Source organism: Bacillus nitratireducens, from assembly GCF_036320425.1.
Lineage (GTDB): Bacteria > Bacillota > Bacilli > Bacillales > Bacillaceae_G > Bacillus_A > Bacillus_A nitratireducens.
This window is the reverse complement of the sequence record NZ_JAUMJO010000003.1, coordinates 479,262-497,199: the sequence shown is the minus strand read 5'-3', so window position 1 is coordinate 497,199 and position 17,938 is coordinate 479,262. Positions and strand designations below refer to the sequence as shown.

Below are 17,938 nucleotides of genomic sequence, written 5' to 3'. Positions count from 1 at the left end.
TTAGTAAACCGTCTCTTTAAAGAAGAATCCTGTATCTAATGGACGATTTACTGGTTGCATTTCTTCTATCTCTTTATATAAATCGTCTTTCACGTCATAATACGCATCACGATCTTCTACACATAAATCAATTGCTTTACGATATTTCTTTGTTACCTCAATAATGTATTCAGAACTTTTTAGGACACCATCAATTTTTAAGCTATCCACTTCAGCGTCGATTAGTTCCTCTAACTCATCAATGAAACAAATATCGTTCGGACTCATAATGTGAGTACCATTTTCATCTTCATAAATTGGATATTTATTATTACGCTCTGGATCGTACAAGAACATATTCTCTTCATACTTTTTCTTTTCAATGTCGAGATTACGACCTTGATACTCAAAGTAGTTTCCTACTAATGAACGCTTTGATTGGAACATGCAAGTCATACCGTGAATTTGCACTTCAAGTTCCACTTCCGCATTTTCTTTTAATTCAACAATTTCATCTAAGCTAAGTTCACGAGCTAATACAGCTCGTTTCGCCCCTCTTTGCCCCCAATAGTTACAAGTAAACCAGTTTGTTGCTGTCGTTTCTGTATTCCAGTGCAACTTCATGTTTGGTGCAACTTCACGAACAGCCATTAATACCGCTGGATCTCCGAAAACAATCGCATCTACATTTATCTCATTTAAAAATGCAACGTAGTCTGTTAATTCTTCTACTTTATCATTGTGGAACATCGCATTCATTGCAACGTATGCTTTCACACCATTTTCATGTGCAATTTTAACAGCTTGTTTTACATCTTCACGTGAAAATTCCCCTGCTAAACGTAAACCAAACTTTTGTTCACCGATCATTACTGCATCTGCTCCTGCTTTTGCAAGAGGTTCGATATCCGCCACTGCTCTAGGCGTTATTAACAATTCAGGTTTCTTCATACCTTTGTCACCCTTTCTTTTTACTTACAGCCACTCCATCACCAATCGGGAAAATCGTTGTATCATATCCTTCATGGTTCATAAGCCATTCATTGTACGTCTTAATACGACGAATCAAACCACGTGTACGTCTATTTTCAATTTTCTCTTTTGTCGTTACAAGACCATGATACATAACATTATCTGAAATAATTACGCCACCAGGATTTAATAACGGTTCATATAAGTCAAAAAAGCGACGATATTGCCCTTTCGCTGCATCAATAAAAATAATATCAAATGTTCCATGTTCTTTCACTTGTTCGCCTGTTTCTAAAGCATCACCGTAAATAACAGAAATGCGATCTGTTACTGGAGAACGTTCTATATATTCAAGTGCCTTTTCATATCGTTCACGATTGCGCTCTACTGTCACAATACGTGAATTTGGAATAGCTTCCATCATACGAATACTAGAATAACCGATTGCTGTTCCAAGTTCTAAAATGCTTTTCGGCCCAATTAAACGTAAAAATTGCAGCATAAATTCCATTCCAAGTCGATCCATAATCGGCACATGGTTTTCTGTTGCATACTCTTCCATTTCAAGAATTAATTTATCTTTTGGATCAATAAATGATAATAGGTACTCGTTAACTGCATCCTCCATAATTGGTCCTCCTTATTTACATGGAGAAGTGCCTCTATGACGCGTCAATCTTTGTCTTTTCACACATAGAATGCAATAAAAATACAAGCCAGCTTCACCCTTAGCTTGTACGTCCCGTTTTGATATTAAAAACGATTCTTCTGCCAGTTTTTAACCCGATATATTTTACCACAAAAAAGAGGGATGTGCGACCTTTTTCGCTATCCCTCCCCGTTTCACTGTTTTTTCGTAATATATTTTTGCTTTAATGCATTATGTTCTTCTAATGTTTTCGCATAATACACTTCACCACTTGGTGCAGCTAAGAAATAATAATACTCTGTTTGCGCAGGCTCTAACGCCGCTTCCACTGAATGTTTCCCTGAGTTTGCAATCGGCCCAACTGGCAATCCTTTCACAACATACGTATTGTACGGTGAGTTTACTTTTAAATCCTCATATAATACGCGTTGTTTATGCTTTCCAAGCGCGTATAACACTGTCGGATCTGTTTGAAGTGGCATACCTTTTGCTAAACGATTATAGAAAACACTAGAGATCTTTTGACGATCTGTAAAGCCCGTTGCCTCTTCTTCAATAAGTGAAGACAATGTTAAAAGCTGATGAACATCCCAGTTTTTCGCTTTCATTTTTGCCTCGTTTTGAACAATAATTGCATTCGTTTTCTCAAGCATTGGAATTACGATTTCTTCTAACGTTGTATCTTTTTTATAGAAAGAATACGTCGCTGGATATAGATAGCCTTCTAATGGATATTTAATATTGCTATCAAAAATTTTATCAGTCAATAACTTCGGATACTTTTGCTGCATTTTTTGAATAAATGCTTTATCGTTTAATTGACGCACAACATCATCTTTATTCCACTTTAATTCTGCCGCAATCACTTCTGCAATTTCAGTTACTTGCGCCCCTTCTTTAATCGTTACTTTATAAAGAGCTGGACGATGCACGTTACCGGATGACATTTGTTCGATAACATCTTTAGCATTCATCGAAGGATTTAATAAATATGTACCTGCTTGTAAACTTTTCGATTTAGCCTTTGTATAAAAACTAAAAACTGTACCGTTTTTCACAGCACCTTTTTCTTCTAAAATTTCACCAATTTTACTTGTAGATGATCCTTTTGGGATCTCTACTTCAATCTCTTTTTTATTCTCGCTATCAACTGGTCCTAATGCCGATGAAATATATGCATAGACTGAACCACAAACTAAGAGCAATGCAATAATCGAAAATAAAAAAATGCGTCTACGCTTCTTTTTCACTTGATTCTCTACCAAAACTCTTCCTCCTTATTCAATTGTAGACCGTATGTACATATTTCTATACAATACGATATAAAAACACAATAAATTTATTTATCTTTTTTAGATAGATATTTTATTTTTCTACAATCCGTCTCATTATACTACAAAGACTTACACAGTTTCGACAAAAAATCTTTCATTTTACATATAAAAAAAGATGGACTGTATGTCGTCCATCTTTTCAGTACTATTATTCTGCTTCTTGCTCATCAGCAAGAGTGTTGAACATTTCTTGTACCATTTCCCACTCTTCTTCAGATTCGATTGGAAGTAAAGTTCCGCCCTCTTCTTCATTTTGCTCATAAGCCATTGCATCATAAATTTGGTCTCCATCTTCGTCTACTTCACCGATTGGAGAGAAGACTACGTATGATTTTTTGCCAAACTTTTCAGCATCAAAAGTGAAAACAATCTCACATAAATGTTCGTTACCTTTTTCGTCTACAATTGTAATTTGATTTTCTTCCATTTTGGTCACCTCTTATTTACTATCTAAAAATCCTTGTAAGATTACGACTGCAGCCATCTTATCGATTACTTGCTTTCGCTTCTTACGGCTTACATCAGCTGAAATGAGCAGACGTTCCGCTGCCATCGTCGACAAACGCTCGTCCCACATTACAACGTCTAATTGTAACAGCTCTCGTAGGTTTTCTGCAAATTGCTGGCACGCTTCACCACGCGGACCAATTGTACCATTCATATTTTTAGGTAAACCTACTACTATTTTGTCCACACCATACTGTTTTACTAACTCAGAAATACGGTCAAAACCAAAATGACCTCGTTCTTCGTTAATCTTAATTGTTTCCAGCCCTTGTGCTGTCCAGCCCATTTCATCGCTCATTGCAACTCCGACTGTTTTTGTACCTACATCTAAACCTAATATCCGCATAAACTACTCCTCACGATGATGTTTCAAGTAAGACTTCACAAGCTCTTCAATTAACTCATCACGTTCAAGCTTGCGAATGATGCTTCGAGCATCTTTATGGCGAGGTATGTATGCTGGGTCTCCACTTAATAAATAACCGACGATTTGGTTAATCGGATTATAGCCTTTTTCTTGAAGTGCATCATACACAGTTAAAAGTACATCATTTACATGGACACTCTGTTTTTCATCTTGAATGCTAAACTTCATTGTTTTATCAAAACCGTCCATTTCAAGCACCTCACTTGTAAGTAGTAAGTATAGGGAGAAGAACTTCTCCTCTCCCTACCATTGTACACTACTATCTCTTTATTTTGAAACAGATTTAACGTACTCTTGTACAAACGCTAAAGCTTCCTCAACTTGAGCTGGGTTTTTACCGCCTGCTTGAGCCATATCAGGACGGCCACCACCACCGCCACCACAACGAGAAGCCACTTCTTTCACAAGCTTACCTGCATGGTAACCTTGGCTAATTAAATCTTTCGTTACGCCAGCTAAAATGTTTACTTTATCATCACTTACAGACGCTAATACAACAACTGCAGACTCTAATTTATTTTTTAGATCATCCATCATTGTACGTAAGTTGTTCATATCTGCAACATTTACTTTTGCCGCTAATACGTTCACGCCATCAACTGTCATTACTGAATCAGTTAAGTTTCCAGCTTCGATATTGCTTAATTTCGCAGCAAGAGATTCGTTTTCTTTTTGAAGTTGTTTTACTTCAGCAAATAAACCATCAACTCTTGTTAAAATATCTTTTGGATTTGTTTTCATTTTACCTGCTGCTTCTTTTAATAAACCTACTTGATCGTTCATTAATTCGTATGCAGACTTACCTGTTACTGCTTCAATACGGCGAGTTCCTGCACCGATACCAGACTCAGCAACAATTTTGAAAATACCGATAGAAGCTGTGTTATCAACGTGACAACCACCGCAAAGCTCTAAGCTGTAACCGCCAACTTGTACAACGCGTACAACATCTCCGTATTTTTCACCGAATAATGCCATTGCACCCATTTCTTTCGCTTCTTCAATTGCTTTTTGAGAAATCTCAACATCAATACTTTCCCAAATTTTTTCGTTTACGATACGCTCAATTTTTTCTAATTCGTCAGCTTGTACTTGGCCGAAGTGAGAGAAGTCAAAGCGTAAACGTTCAGAAGTTACAAGAGAACCAGCTTGGTTAACATGCATTCCAAGTACGTCTTTTAATGCTTGGTGCAGTAAATGAGTTGCTGTATGGTTTTTCACAACGCTACTACGGTTCTTCGTATCAATAACAGCTTTTACAGCCGCATCTTTCGTTAATGTACCCTCTTCAACAACAACTTTGTGTAAGTTCTGACCATTTGGCGCTTTTTGTACGTCTTTTACAAGAACTTTCACACCGTCAGTAAGAAGATAACCACGGTCAGCAATTTGTCCACCGCTCTCAGCGTAGAATGGCGTTACATCAAGCATTAACTGTCCTTCTTCACCAGCTTGTAAGCTATCTGTATACTCACCATTTTTCACAAGTGCAACAACGTTACTTTCTGTTGCAACTGTACCGTAACCAACAAACTCGCTCGCTACTTTAACTTCACCAAGTACACCGCCTTGAACTTGCATAGAATCAACGTCTTGACGAGCAGCACGTGCACGCTCACGTTGTTTTTCCATTTCATTTTCAAAGCCTGCTTGATCAACTGTCATACCAGCTTCTTCTGCATATTCTTCTGTTAATTCAATTGGGAAACCGTATGTGTCATATAGACGGAACGCGTCTACTCCAGAAATAACAGTTGTTTTTTCTTCTTTTGCTTTTGTGATAACTTCAGCTAAAATTGCTTCACCGTCATGAAGTGTTTCATGGAAACGCTCTTCTTCGTTTTTCACAACTTTCGCAATGAAATCTTTCTTTTCAAGTACTTCTGGATAGAAGTCTTTCATTACTTCTCCAACAACCGGTACTAATTCAAACATGAATGGACGGTTAATGTTTAATTTTTTCGAGTAACGAACCGCGCGGCGTAATAAACGACGTAATACATAACCACGGCCTTCATTAGAAGGAAGTGCTCCATCACCAACAGCGAATGTTACTGTACGGATATGGTCAGCAATTACTTTAAATGCCATATCTTTTTCTAAGTCACCATTACGATACTTCTCACCAGAAATTGATTCTGTTGCACCAATCATCGGCATGAATAGATCTGTATCAAAGTTCGTAGGCACATCTTGAACGATAGATGTCATACGCTCTAAACCCATCCCTGTATCGATGTTCTTCTTAGGAAGCGGTGTATATGAACCGTCTGGATTATGGTTAAATTGAGAGAATACAAGGTTCCATACTTCTAAGTAACGCTCGTTTTCTCCGCCTGGATATAATTCTGGGTCACTAAAGTCATTACCGTAAGCTTCACCACGATCATAGAAAATCTCTGTATTCGGCCCACTTGGCCCTTCACCGATATCCCAGAAGTTTTCTTCTAAACGGATGATGCGCTCTTTTGGAACACCCATTTTCTCATTCCAAATTGTAAATGCTTCTTCATCTTCCGGATGGATTGTAACTGATAGTAATTCTTTATCGAATCCAATCCATTTGTCGCTCGTTAAGAATTCCCAAGCCCAAGTAATTGCTTCTTCTTTGAAGTAATCACCGATTGAGAAGTTCCCTAACATTTCAAAGAATGTATGGTGACGAGCTGTTTTCCCTACGTTTTCAATATCGTTTGTACGAATTGATTTTTGAGCATTTGTAATACGTGGATTTTGCGGGATTACGCGTCCATCAAAATATTTTTTTAATGTTGCTACACCACTGTTAATCCATAGAAGAGATGGATCTTCATGTGGAACTAGTGATGCACTAGGTTCTACTGCATGTCCTTTTTCTTGGAAAAAGTCTAAAAACATTTGACGAATTTGTGCGCCTGTTAGTTGTTTCATTGTATTTTCCTCCTTAAATATAAAAAACTCCCGCCCCTATAAAAGGGACGAGAGTTAACTCGCGATACCACCCTAATTATGAATTGATTATTATAACAATCAATTCATCACCTCATGGTGCCGTAACGTGGCAAGACGGCAGTGATTAGCTGCTCTCAGGATTAGCTTTCTGTTACCCTTCATTTAAAGCTCCTTTCAGCCAGTGGAAGCTTCTCTCTACAAATGGACTGTAACGTACTTGTTCCGTCATTGATTTAATGTATTATATGACTAAATATAATAGAATTCTCTTAAGTTTGTCAATGTAGATAATCATTTATATTATATCAATTGCTCATTATTCATAGTTATTCTACTATTCATTCTTAACAGCCTTTAAATATATTATGCATTTATTACTAAATAGGAATCTCCTCACAAAAATACTTTATACAAATTTCTAAATATTACATCATTTGTTATAATTAAATTATCAACAATAAAGGAGCGACTACAATGACAACTTTATTGAATCAAGCTAAAGAAATGTTAACAACTGATGAAAAAATCCTTTTTTATGCGGCATGTTCATTAGATATATTTATATATCGTTCCGTCGCAAGGCCAGGACTGTTAATCTTAACGAACAAAAAGCTCTTCTTTTATGGACCAGATGTAAGCAAGAACCCAATATTTGAAGAGTACTCTTTCGCAAAAATTTCTAATCTAAAAGAGCAAAAGCGGCTTTTCAGCAATCAAATTGTATTTATGTATGATACGGAATGGAAAAGAATAAAACATATTCAAACAACTGATATGAGCTCTCTGGTTCAAAAAATACAAGATCAACTCCTTAAATAATCATATTATTAGCCCTCTATTTTTTAAATAGAGGGCTTCATTTTAAACATCTTCTCTTTTCCAAAGAGGTCTCACATGAACAATCACTGTACGAATGATTGCTAAAACAGGAACTGATATTAGCAATCCTACAATACCTGCTACTTCTCCTCCAACTAGTAATGCAAGCATAATAATAACAGGGTGCATACGAAGCGACTTACCAACGATGTAAGGAGATAAAATGTTACTTTCCAAAAATTGCAAAATGGCAATTGTAATCCCCGCCTTAATGAGTAAACTCGTTGATACCGTTGCCGCAATCATCAACGTGGGAATCGCCCCTAAAATAGGACCAAAGTACGGGATTATATCCGTTACCCCAATAATAATGCCGAGTAATAACGGATATTTCATACCGATAAACCAAAAAGAAAGAACAGATACTCCCCCTAATACTAAGCAAACAAATAACTGTCCTCGAATATAACTTCCGAGTGATTTATCAATTTCTTTCGCAAGCATTTGACCCGTACTACGCCATTTACTCGGGACTAATTTCCAAAAGATATGATAAAACTCACCGTAATCTTTTAATATGTAAAATACAATGAATGGAATTAAGAAAATAATGAGTAACGAATCCAGTACACCACGAGCTGTGCTCATGACTTTATTTAAAAGCGCTTGAATCTTCGTTTCTACACCACCAAAAATTTGTTTCACCTTTTCATGAATAAATGATGGAAAATTCGCTGTTTGTTCCGTTACCCCATCCATCCAAGAATCGTACATTTTTGTAAACTGCGGAAATTGTTCATTAATCTCTTGCAACTGCTTAATAACAATTGGCGTTCCTTTATAAATCCCATAGCCAATCCCGCCGAAGAAAAGTACGTAAATGAGCAAAATGGCAAGTGTACGAGGCATTCCTTCTTTATGGATTTTTTCAATTAAAGGATGCAATAAGTATGCAATGAAACACGCGATAAGAAACGGTGTAATTGCCACTTTAAATACAAAAATAATTGGTGCCCACAATGGCTTAATTTTTAAAAAGACAAGCAAACAAAGAAAAATGAGTAACAATAATCCTAAACGATATATCCAAATGATTTTAAGATTCTTCACACGAAAAACCTCCTCCACCTTTATTTTGAAAATAAATAGGTTAGGTTATGTGCAAAAGTTTTAAAATCTTTTTATACAGACCATACTGTTTTTTAAAGACGTACATATATTTAACATAATAAGGACAACCACCCCTGAAAATACAAAATGTCAAAATATAATCAGGAGGGCTAATTATGGTTTTATTTATGCTCATATTATCAGCACTTTTTATGATTCTTGAATGGATTTGCATTGGGTTTGGTATTTGGAAAGGTTTCTTTATTCGTTCCTCGCGAAAAGAACGGGCGAAGCAATTATGGCATTATGGAATGCTTGGCGTTGGATGTTACGGTCTATCTTATCTCTTCTCAGAAATCGGACTTTTATATTTGCATACAAGTGCATAAAAAAACTCCCTTATCCTGAAGGGAGTTTTTCACTTTACCAAAATTATAAATAAGACTTAATCATCTTACGTGCTTTTTTCATATTGCGTTTAGAAAATACATCTTGCTTACGAGCATATTGATATGCTGCAGCCCCAACACCTAATGCGATTAATGAATTGCGTATATTCAAAGTAAATCCCCCTTTTCGTTATCCGATCGTTCTTTCATTCTCATCAAATAAATCATCAAGAGAGCTTAATGAACCATCTTCCTCTACTTGATGTGTATGGATTTTCCCCTTTGAAACCGATAATTCGATATAACAATTCCAGCAATAAAATTGGTTGACACCTATTTTTCCGATGTCTTTCCCTTTGCAATTTGGACAAATAAACATATGGCTTTCATCTCCTTACAGTCTCCCAGATTCTATTCGCCATTATGTCCAAACCGCATTCATTTATACATTGCTGGAGCCTTTCAACGTTATACGTTTGAAAGTTTCACTATATAATTTCGCCTCGTTACATGAAATCATACGGTGAAATGTTTTCCACGTCCATTTCCTCGCCATTAACTGTTACCATCTGTACTTCTCCTTGTGATTCTTGCAATCGACCAGCTAAAGTCGTTTGACGCATTGCATCATCAAGGCGATTTACACCAGACTGGAAAGCTGCTTCCTCCCCGCAAATAATAAGGAATTTCTTACTCCTTGTAATGCCCGTGTAAATTAAATTACGACGTAACATACGGTAGTAGCTCTTTACAATCGGCATAATAACTATTGGGAATTCACTACCTTGTGATTTATGAATCGAGCAGCAATATGCATGGGTAATTTGGTTCAAATCAGGCTTTGTATACGTTACTTCAATCCCATCAAATGAAACGATAATCATATCTTGTTGCTCGACATTTTCTTTTGCATAAAAAATCGAAACAATTTCTCCAATATCACCATTAAATACTTGGCTTTCCGGCTGATTGACTAATTGAAGTACTTTATCACCTCTTCGATACACAACGTCACCGTAGGCAATTTCTTTACTTTTTTCTTTTTTCGGATTAAACACTTCTTGAAGAGCTTCATTTAACACATTAATACCTGCTGGTCCGCGGTACATAGGTGCCAACACTTGTACATCTCTTGCGCTAAACCCTTTCGTCTTCGCGTTTTCACATACTTTTTTTACAACTTCAACAATTTGAGCCCCTGCACAGCTGATAAATGAACGATCTTTTTTATTTTGCGCTAAATCTGGTGGAAGTGTTCCGTCTTTTATCGCATGGGCAAGCTGAATAACAGACGAACCTTCTGCCTGACGATAAATTTCTGTAAGTTTTACCGTTGGGATGGCTCCTGCATTTAATAAATCTTTTAACACTTGTCCAGGTCCTACAGATGGCAACTGATCTTCATCACCTACAACGATAACTTGAATATTTGTCGGAAGTGACTTGAATAGCTGATTTGCAAGCCAAATATCTACCATCGAAAACTCATCAATAATGAGTAACTTTCCTTGTACCGGATCGGTTTCATTGCGCTGGAAAGACCCTTCTGGCGTCCAACCAAGCAAACGATGAATCGTACAAGCTGGAAGCCCTGTCGATTCACTCATGCGCTTCGCCGCTCTTCCTGTTGGGGCCGTTAACAATATTGGAAATGGATTATCATCACTATATTCATTCGGATTTAATGATAATCCGTGAAGTGATGCATACATTTCAACAATTCCTTTAATAACTGTTGTTTTCCCCGTTCCTGGTCCACCTGTTAATAGCATCATCGGCTTATGAAGTGCAGTTTGAACTGCTTCTTGCTGAAGCGGTGCATACTGTACCTTTAGCTGTTCTTCAATTTCCCCTAATGTTTTTAACACTTCTGCTTCAGGGAATTCAGGGGTTTCTTCTTGATTCATAAGACGACGAATTGACTTTACAACGCCTTTTTCAGAGTAGAATAACGAAGCTAAATACACTCGCTCTTCTTCTATAATGACTTTCCCTTCACTTTGCATCATTTCAACGCAGCCTACAATATCTTCCTCAGTCACTCTTCCTTCTTGATTGTTTAAAAGTGACATCGTTTCTCTTACAAGTTGATCTTTCCCCATATAAACGTGACCGAGTTGCAGTGAAACATTCTCTAATGTATAAAAACAGCCCGCACGTACACGGTCGTCGTGATTACCCGATATACCTAATGCACGCCCTATATCATCCGCTCTTCCAAAGCCAATCCCATCCACTTCTTCAATAAGCTTATATGGATTATTACGAATCACTTCTAATGTCATTTCCTTATATTGCTGATAGATTTTAATAGAAAGCTTCGTTCCAAAACCGTAACCATTTAAAAAGCTCATTACTTTCTCTAACCCTTGATGTTCAACAATTGTCTCATATATTTCCTGCGCTTTTTGTTTGTTAACAACACCATTTAACGCATCAGGATCATCCATAATTTTAGAAATAGCATGCTCACCAAGGTGATCTACGATTTTTTCGGCTGTACGCTTTCCAATCCCTTTAAATAAATCGCTCGCTAAATATTGCACCATACCTGCTTTTGTTTGCGGCAATTCTTTCTTAAACGTTTCAACTAAATATTGTTTCCCATACTTCGGGTGGTCTTTAAAGTGACCTGTTAATGTAAACACTTCATCTTCATGCATACGGGGAAAATGGCCGTTTATCATTACTTTCTTTTCGTCGTATGTTTCATTCGTTTCAATGATTTTCATACTGACAACGGAATAGAGGTTTTCTTCGTTGTGGAAAATGGTATGAAGAACTTGCGCTTTTATAAATTTTTTCTCTTCCTCAAACAAATCCATTGCATGTTGATTTCCCATCTTTCCTCTCCTTCCCGAGTTCTTTTCACTTTAATGAGCAGTACATCCCCCACCTCTTTCACATTCTTTAGATGAGGGGTAACTGCACATTAAACTATAATTTCACTTTATTCAGCTTCTTGCTCTAATAAACGAACACCATTACCAGCTAAAAAGTGATCTGGCTGAATTTCAGTTGCTTTCTTAAATAAAGTAAGAGCCTTCTCGTTATTTTCTTCAAATACGTACGCAACACCTAAATTATAATACGCATCTGCATGCTCTTCATCCATTTCTAATACCTTTTCAAAATAAGGTTTTGCCTCTTGAATATGTTCTAGTCGTGCGAAGCAAAGTCCACATTGGAAAACAGCTTCTACATCACTTTCATCTAATTCAGTTGCCCTTTGTAAAAATGGCAGTGCAAGACGATCATTTCCAAGCTGCACATGTGTAATACCTAACATAAACGTTACATCAGCTGATTGTAATCCAGCTTGCATCGCTTGTTCAAATACAGCCTTTGCCTCTGCAAATTGCTCGTGACCGTAATATACATTTCCTAAGCCATAATAAGCAGCCGCAGATTGATCATCTAATTCTAATGCACGTTTATAAAATAAAATTGCTCGTTCACTATCACCTAATACATCTAATAAATTCGCAAAGTTAATATATCCAAGCGCATCTTTCGGATTTTCTTCGATTGCTTCTGTAAAATTTTTAGCTGCTTCTTCCCAGTTTCCTTCTTGCATATATTGAATACCTGTTTCAAGTTTGTTTGACATGTCCTTCACCTCTACAACAAATTATAACAAAGAATGTATTTTCCAAGCGAACGAAAATTCGCTTTATGTAAAAGAAACCTCTAACCGCTAATCGGCAGAGGCTTCTCGTTTTATCCTAAATAATCTAATTTCTTACCACTATGATATACTTCATCAATTGTAGCGCCGCCTAAGCACTCATCTCCATCATAGAAAACAACTGCTTGGCCTGGCGTAATCGCACGAATTGGCTCATCACAAAGAATACGAACTGTATTTTCATCAACAATTTGAACCGTTACTTTATTATCTGCTTGACGATAACGGAATTTCGCTGTGCATTTAAATTCTGTTTCTTTTGCTTTGTTACTTACCCATCCTACATTCGTAGCGATAACTTCATCACCATATAGAAGTTCATTATGGAATCCTTGATCAACATATAAAATGTTTTCTTTCAAGTTTTTCCCAACAGCGAACCATGGATCACCGTTACCACCAATACCAAGGCCATGACGTTGTCCAATTGTATAGTACATTAAACCGTCATGTTTTCCTTTCACTTCACCAGATAATGTTTGCATCACACCTGGTTGCGCTGGTAAATAGTTACTTAAGAAATCTTTAAAGTTACGCTCGCCGATGAAGCAAATACCAGTACTATCTTTCTTCGCCGCTGTCGCTAAACCAGCTGCTGTCGCCATTTCGCGAATTTGTGGTTTCTTTAATTCACCTAATGGGAACATTGTTTTTGATAATTGCTCTTGGCTTAATTGATTTAAGAAATACGTTTGGTCTTTATTGTCATCAACGCCGCGAAGCATTTTATATTCGCCATCCATATAAGCAACGCGTGCATAATGGCCTGTCGCTACATAATCAGCACCAAGCGCAATTGCATGCTCTAAAAATGCTTTAAATTTAATTTCTTTGTTACACATTACATCTGGGTTTGGTGTACGACCAGCTCGGTACTCATCTAAGAAGTACGTAAATACTTTGTCCCAGTATTGTTTTTCAAAGTTTACTGCATAATACGGAATACCGATTTGGTTACACACTTCAATTACATCATTGTAATCTTCTGTTGCTGTGCAGACACCATTCTCATCTGTATCATCCCAGTTTTTCATAAAAATTCCGATCACATCATAACCTTGCTCTTTTAATAAAAGAGCTGCTACAGATGAATCGACGCCACCGGACATCCCGATGACAACGCGTGTTTCGTGAGGTAGTTTGTTCATCATGTCACCTCCCATGCTAATTTTGTGTTAATCGCTTCACGATTTTCACTGTTTCGTACGCCGCTTTTTCAATTTGCTCTTTCGTATTTCCAAGTCCGAAACTAAAGCGTACGGATGAACGTATTTGATCGGAGTCTTTTCCGAACATCGCTACTAATACATGTGATGGATCAATCGAACCAGCTGTACAAGCAGAACCACTTGATACTGCAATGCCAGCTAAGTCTAAGTTCACAAGAAACGGTTCAATATTCATTCCTGTAAAACTTATATTCAACACATGTGGTAAGCGATATTCCAAGTTTCCGTTTACCTCGAAAGTAATGCCTTCATTTTTGAAGACAGATACCATTATATCTTTAAACTCTTCATATTGGGCATTTTTTTGCTCACGATTTTTTGTAGCTAGCAAAATTGCTTGCTGCAGTCCAACGATACTAGGTACATTTTCAGTACCAGCACGGCGTTTTCTTTCTTGCTCTCCGCCTATTAATAACGGTTCAAATTTCACATTTGCACCAGCATATAGGAACCCGACACCTTTTGGTCCGTTAATTTTATGAGCTGAAATTGATAGTAAATCAATGCCAAACTCTTTCACATCAATTTCTAATAAACCGTAAGCTTGTACTGCATCTGTATGAAAATAAGCTTGATGTTCTTTTAACAGCTTACCTATTTCCGCAATTGGTTGCATTGTCCCTACTTCATTATTCCCAAACATAACAGATACGAGAATTGTCTCATCTGTTAATGCCTTTTGTATGTCAGAAACGTGAACACGTCCTGTTTCATCTACAGGTAAATATGTCACTTCAAACCCTTCACGCTCTAACAATTCACACGTATGCAAAATCGCATGGTGTTCAATTTGCGTCGTTATAATGTGGTTACCTTTATGACGGTTTGCACGTGCTACACCTATAAGCGCTAAATTATCAGCTTCTGTACCACCGCTCGTAAATATAATTTCATTCGGATTCGCATGAATGCTACGTGCACACACACGTCTCGCCTCATCTACTGCATGGCGCGTTTGACGCCCATAAAAGTGAATACTAGACGGGTTTCCGAATGTTTCTGTCATATATGGAATCATCTTTTCGACCACTTCTGGGTGAGTCGGAGATGTCGCAGCATGATCTAAGTAAATGCGTTCCATTAAATCTCCTTCTTTCCAAATCGTTTCACAAGGAATTAAATGTAAAACATATAGCCCCCGTGATTTTCTTCCTCATAACGTACTAAATCTTCTAAAGTTGTACTATCTAATACTTCTTGCACCGCATCACGAACACGCATCCATAATTGGCGTTGTGCTGGTTCTTCTTCTTCTATCATTTCTACAACACTAATTGGACCCTCTAGTACACGGATTACATCTCCAGCTGTAATGTTGACTGGCTGATCAGATAATACATATCCGCCATATGCCCCGCGCGTACTCTTTACAAGACGAGCGTTACGAAGTGGTGAAATTAATTGCTCTAAGTAATGTTCAGATAAGTCATGTGCCTGCGCGATTGACTTTAATGAAATTGGGCCTTCACCAAACTTTTTTGCAAGGTCGATCATAATTGTTAAGCCATAGCGGCCTTTCGTTGAAATCTTCATCTATTTGCACCTCATTTCAAATTTTCACTTCTATTGGTTATATCTTTATTCATAAAAGAACACAATTTAAAATCCTATGAAATTATAGCATAATATAGTATTATAAGAAATTTCAACTTGTGTATCAAAATGATAACATAAAATCACATTGAAAAACTCGGAAATTATTACAATTGAAAGAAAAATGAAAATATTCATATTCATTTTTCCCACAAAACAGCATCCTATTTCAAATTCCATTAAAAAAAATGATACGATAGAATGAGATTATATATTAAGGGAGACGGTCTAAATGAAACAACCACTCGCACATCGAATGCGCCCTACAAATATTCAAGAAATTATCGGACAACAACATTTAGTTGGTGAAGGGAAAATTTTATGGCGAATGGTCCAAGCAAACCATTTTCAATCTATGATTTTATACGGTCCTCCAGGCACAGGTAAAACATCAATTGCTAGCGCAATTGCAGGAAGTACTGGAACCCCGTTTCGCCTCTTAAACGCTGTTACGCATAATAAAAAAGATATGGAAGTTGTCGTACAAGAAGCGAAGATGCATCGACACCTCGTTTTAATTTTAGATGAAGTCCATAGACTAGATAAAGCGAAGCAAGACTTTCTATTACCCCATTTAGAAAGCGGGCTTCTTACTTTAATTGGTGCAACGACAAGCAATCCGTTCCATGCTATTAATTCTGCTATCCGAAGCAGATGTCAAATCTTCGAATTACATGCATTAACAGAAGATGATATTTTAATTGGTTTAAAACGAGCTCTTGAAGATAAAGAAAAGGGGCTTGGGGAATATGATGTAACTGTCACGAATGAAGCACTGCATCACTTTGCAAATGCGTCAGGCGGAGATATGCGTTCAGCTTATAATGCACTTGAACTAGCTGTTTTATCTAGCTTTACAACTGACGACAAAGCCGCGGAAATTACACTTGAAATCGCAGAAGAATGCTTACAAAAAAAGAGCTTCGTTCACGACAAAGGTGGAGATGCTCATTATGACGTATTATCAGCATTTCAAAAATCTGTGCGTGGAAGTGATGTAAACGCAGCACTTCATTATTTAGCACGCCTTATTGAAGCAGGTGATTTACAAAGTATCGGTAGACGCCTTCTTATTATGGCATATGAAGATGTTGGACTTGCTAGCCCGCAAGCTGGACCGCGCACCCTTGCAGCGATTGAGTCAGCTGAACGAGTTGGATTCCCAGAAGCACGCATACCACTTGCAAATGCTGTTATTGAACTTTGCCTATCACCGAAATCAAATTCAGCTTATAAAGCACTTGATGCCGCATTACACGATTTACGTAACGGACAAACAGGTGATATTCCAAGTCATTTAAAAGATAGTCATTACAAAGGCGCAGAATCACTTGGAAGAGGCATTGGATACTTATATCCACATGACCATCCAAATGGCTGGGTACAACAACAATACTTACCTGATAAAATAAAAAACAAGCAATACTATAAACCGAAAACGACAGGGAAATTTGAGCAAGCACTTTCTACTGTGTATGAAAGATTACAAATTTCGAATAAAACGAAAAATAAAGGGTAACATAAACGAAAACGTCACCATTATGGAGGCTTCGCTTATGAAAACACGTCAAGATGCATGGACAAAAGAAGACGATCTCCTTTTAGCAGAAACTGTTTTACGACATATTCGCGGCGGAAGTACACAAATAAAAGCGTTCGATGAAGTTGGCGATACATTAAACCGGACTTCCGCAGCTTGTGGATTTAGATGGAACGCTGAAGTAAGGCCAAATTACGAAGATGCGGTGCAACTTGCGAAAAAACAACGTAAAGAATTAAAACGTTCTGAAGCTAAAATAGAAAAAGATCATTTCACGAAAACGAAACAACTCGTAATCGATGCCGAGTTTTCAGAAGATATTACGCCAAGTAAACAAGGTCTTACAATACAAAAAATCATCTCATTTTTGCAAAACTTAGAGCACAATAATCCTTCACTCGCAAAGTTACAAACCGAAAATGACGTATTACAAGCTCAGCTCACTTCCCTGCAAAAAACAAACGATGAACTTGAAACAAAATTAGCTGTACTCACAAAAAAGCAACAAGCAATCGAAGAAGATTACGCCATGCTTGTTAGAATTATGGATCGCGCTCGAAAACTCGTTTCAGTTGAAGAGCAGGAGGAGCAAATTGCTCCGATTTTCAAAACCGATCAAAATGGAAATTTAGATATTATATATTCTGCAGAGAATTAAAAAACAGGGGTATCACTTTTTTGACTAAGTGACATCCCTGTTTTTTTCGATTGACAACAATAAGCCTCTTGGAGAAAATTGGATATTTTTCACTTAAATGTTACTATAAATAT

19 protein-coding genes and 1 other annotated feature are annotated in these 17,938 nt (G+C 37.2%); of the genes, 4 read left to right on the top strand and 15 right to left on the bottom strand.

Translation table 11 applies throughout. The features are described 5' to 3' along the window. From Q3V31_RS14495 to alaS, 7 genes are all read right to left on the bottom strand, one after another. Positions 1–930 (bottom strand): peptidase U32 family protein, encoded by a 930-nt coding sequence (locus Q3V31_RS14495; RefSeq protein ID WP_071734844.1) that lies wholly within the window; start codon positions 928–930, stop codon positions 1–3. A gap of 7 nt (positions 931–937) precedes the next feature. Further along, positions 938–1,579, bottom strand: a complete 642-nt coding sequence (locus Q3V31_RS14490) for an O-methyltransferase (protein ID WP_329765552.1) — start codon at positions 1,577–1,579, stop codon at positions 938–940. Between the two features lie 215 nt (positions 1,580–1,794). Further along, positions 1,795–2,865 (bottom strand): endolytic transglycosylase MltG, encoded by a 1,071-nt coding sequence (mltG, locus tag Q3V31_RS14485; RefSeq protein WP_000230077.1) that lies wholly within the window; start codon positions 2,863–2,865, stop codon positions 1,795–1,797. A gap of 217 nt (positions 2,866–3,082) precedes the next feature. Then, the gene (locus Q3V31_RS14480; RefSeq protein WP_000392249.1) at positions 3,083–3,361 is read right to left on the bottom strand and encodes a DUF1292 domain-containing protein; all 279 of its coding nucleotides are present in this window, start codon (positions 3,359–3,361) and stop codon (positions 3,083–3,085) included. Positions 3,362–3,373: 12 nt separating this feature from the next. Continuing rightward, positions 3,374–3,787 carry a Holliday junction resolvase RuvX gene (ruvX, locus tag Q3V31_RS14475; protein WP_001221201.1) on the bottom strand — a complete coding sequence of 138 codons (414 nt, stop codon included), beginning with the start codon at positions 3,785–3,787 and terminating at the stop codon, positions 3,374–3,376. A gap of 3 nt (positions 3,788–3,790) precedes the next feature. After that, positions 3,791–4,057 (bottom strand): IreB family regulatory phosphoprotein, encoded by a 267-nt coding sequence (locus Q3V31_RS14470; RefSeq protein WP_000348590.1) that lies wholly within the window; start codon positions 4,055–4,057, stop codon positions 3,791–3,793. A 78-nt stretch (positions 4,058–4,135) separates the two neighbouring features. After that, on the bottom strand, positions 4,136–6,778 hold the full coding sequence (alaS, locus tag Q3V31_RS14465; protein WP_000811813.1) for an alanine--tRNA ligase: 2,643 nt from the start codon (positions 6,776–6,778) through the stop codon (positions 4,136–4,138). A 40-nt stretch (positions 6,779–6,818) separates the two neighbouring features. Beyond that, positions 6,819–7,037, bottom strand: a binding site (T-box leader). 236 nt (positions 7,038–7,273) lie between these two features. Here alaS and Q3V31_RS14460 point away from each other — a divergent pair. Next, positions 7,274–7,618 (top strand): PH domain-containing protein, encoded by a 345-nt coding sequence (locus Q3V31_RS14460; RefSeq protein WP_000209534.1) that lies wholly within the window; start codon positions 7,274–7,276, stop codon positions 7,616–7,618. Between the two features lie 42 nt (positions 7,619–7,660). Here the strand turns inward: Q3V31_RS14460 and Q3V31_RS14455 are convergent, their stop codons facing one another. Beyond that, entirely contained in the window at positions 7,661–8,728 is a 1,068-nt protein-coding gene (locus tag Q3V31_RS14455) for an AI-2E family transporter (protein WP_000793104.1), read from the bottom strand. A gap of 176 nt (positions 8,729–8,904) precedes the next feature. Between Q3V31_RS14455 and Q3V31_RS14450 the strand changes: the two genes are divergently transcribed. Then, a complete protein-coding gene (locus tag Q3V31_RS14450) occupies positions 8,905–9,117 on the top strand; it encodes a hypothetical protein (RefSeq protein ID WP_000242544.1) in 213 nt (70 codons plus the stop codon). Positions 9,118–9,160: 43 nt separating this feature from the next. Here the strand turns inward: Q3V31_RS14450 and Q3V31_RS14445 are convergent, their stop codons facing one another. From Q3V31_RS14445 to cymR, 7 genes are all read right to left on the bottom strand, one after another. Beyond that, positions 9,161–9,289, bottom strand: a complete 129-nt coding sequence (locus Q3V31_RS14445; protein ID WP_001026264.1) for a YrzQ family protein — start codon at positions 9,287–9,289, stop codon at positions 9,161–9,163. An 18-nt stretch (positions 9,290–9,307) separates the two neighbouring features. Continuing rightward, complete coding sequence (locus Q3V31_RS14440) at positions 9,308–9,496, bottom strand: hypothetical protein (RefSeq protein ID WP_000469281.1); 189 nt, start codon at positions 9,494–9,496, stop codon at positions 9,308–9,310. A 127-nt stretch (positions 9,497–9,623) separates the two neighbouring features. Continuing rightward, complete coding sequence (gene recD2, locus Q3V31_RS14435) at positions 9,624–11,960, bottom strand: SF1B family DNA helicase RecD2 (protein ID WP_000528053.1); 2,337 nt, start codon at positions 11,958–11,960, stop codon at positions 9,624–9,626. A gap of 107 nt (positions 11,961–12,067) precedes the next feature. Next, positions 12,068–12,727, bottom strand: a complete 660-nt coding sequence (locus Q3V31_RS14430) for a tetratricopeptide repeat protein (RefSeq protein WP_000066412.1) — start codon at positions 12,725–12,727, stop codon at positions 12,068–12,070. A 110-nt stretch (positions 12,728–12,837) separates the two neighbouring features. Continuing rightward, the gene (gene mnmA, locus Q3V31_RS14425) at positions 12,838–13,953 is read right to left on the bottom strand and encodes a tRNA 2-thiouridine(34) synthase MnmA (RefSeq protein WP_001038013.1); all 1,116 of its coding nucleotides are present in this window, start codon (positions 13,951–13,953) and stop codon (positions 12,838–12,840) included. 16 nt (positions 13,954–13,969) lie between these two features. Then, on the bottom strand, positions 13,970–15,115 hold the full coding sequence (locus Q3V31_RS14420; protein ID WP_000439919.1) for a cysteine desulfurase family protein: 1,146 nt from the start codon (positions 15,113–15,115) through the stop codon (positions 13,970–13,972). 35 nt (positions 15,116–15,150) lie between these two features. Beyond that, complete coding sequence (gene cymR, locus Q3V31_RS14415) at positions 15,151–15,567, bottom strand: cysteine metabolism transcriptional regulator CymR (protein ID WP_000704117.1); 417 nt, start codon at positions 15,565–15,567, stop codon at positions 15,151–15,153. A 292-nt stretch (positions 15,568–15,859) separates the two neighbouring features. On the opposite strand from cymR, the gene Q3V31_RS14410 reads away from it, so the two are divergent. Together Q3V31_RS14410 and Q3V31_RS14405 are read left to right on the top strand one after the other, a co-directional pair. Then, positions 15,860–17,146 carry a replication-associated recombination protein A gene (locus Q3V31_RS14410; protein ID WP_000812926.1) on the top strand — a complete coding sequence of 429 codons (1,287 nt, stop codon included), beginning with the start codon at positions 15,860–15,862 and terminating at the stop codon, positions 17,144–17,146. A 37-nt stretch (positions 17,147–17,183) separates the two neighbouring features. Beyond that, positions 17,184–17,825, top strand: a complete 642-nt coding sequence (locus tag Q3V31_RS14405) for an RsfA family transcriptional regulator (protein ID WP_000857694.1) — start codon at positions 17,184–17,186, stop codon at positions 17,823–17,825. The last annotated feature ends 113 nt before the right edge of the window (positions 17,826–17,938 follow it).

Bases quoted from the DNA above. Each gene is read 5' to 3' on its own strand.
- Q3V31_RS14420 (WP_000439919.1), bottom strand. From the start codon at position 15,115: ATGGAACGCATTTACTTAGATCATGCTGCGACATCTCCGACTCACCCA.
- Q3V31_RS14430 (WP_000066412.1), bottom strand. From the start codon at position 12,727: ATGTCAAACAAACTTGAAACAGGTATTCAATATATGCAAGAAGGAAAC.
- recD2 (WP_000528053.1), bottom strand. From the start codon at position 11,960: ATGGGAAATCAACATGCAATGGATTTGTTTGAGGAAGAGAAAAAATTT.
- Q3V31_RS14440 (WP_000469281.1), bottom strand. From the start codon at position 9,496: ATGTTTATTTGTCCAAATTGCAAAGGGAAAGACATCGGAAAAATAGGT.
- Q3V31_RS14450 (WP_000242544.1), top strand. From the start codon at position 8,905: ATGGTTTTATTTATGCTCATATTATCAGCACTTTTTATGATTCTTGAA.
- ruvX (WP_001221201.1), bottom strand. From the start codon at position 3,787: ATGCGGATATTAGGTTTAGATGTAGGTACAAAAACAGTCGGAGTTGCA.
- Q3V31_RS14470 (WP_000348590.1), bottom strand. From the start codon at position 4,057: ATGGACGGTTTTGATAAAACAATGAAGTTTAGCATTCAAGATGAAAAA.
- Q3V31_RS14410 (WP_000812926.1), top strand. From the start codon at position 15,860: ATGAAACAACCACTCGCACATCGAATGCGCCCTACAAATATTCAAGAA.
- Q3V31_RS14480 (WP_000392249.1), bottom strand. From the start codon at position 3,361: ATGGAAGAAAATCAAATTACAATTGTAGACGAAAAAGGTAACGAACAT.
- mnmA (WP_001038013.1), bottom strand. From the start codon at position 13,953: ATGAACAAACTACCTCACGAAACACGCGTTGTCATCGGGATGTCCGGT.
- Q3V31_RS14460 (WP_000209534.1), top strand. From the start codon at position 7,274: ATGACAACTTTATTGAATCAAGCTAAAGAAATGTTAACAACTGATGAA.
- Q3V31_RS14495 (WP_071734844.1), bottom strand. From the start codon at position 930: ATGAAGAAACCTGAATTGTTAATAACGCCTAGAGCAGTGGCGGATATC.
- Q3V31_RS14405 (WP_000857694.1), top strand. From the start codon at position 17,184: ATGAAAACACGTCAAGATGCATGGACAAAAGAAGACGATCTCCTTTTA.
- alaS (WP_000811813.1), bottom strand. From the start codon at position 6,778: ATGAAACAACTAACAGGCGCACAAATTCGTCAAATGTTTTTAGACTTT.
- Q3V31_RS14490 (WP_329765552.1), bottom strand. From the start codon at position 1,579: ATGGAGGATGCAGTTAACGAGTACCTATTATCATTTATTGATCCAAAA.
- cymR (WP_000704117.1), bottom strand. From the start codon at position 15,567: ATGAAGATTTCAACGAAAGGCCGCTATGGCTTAACAATTATGATCGAC.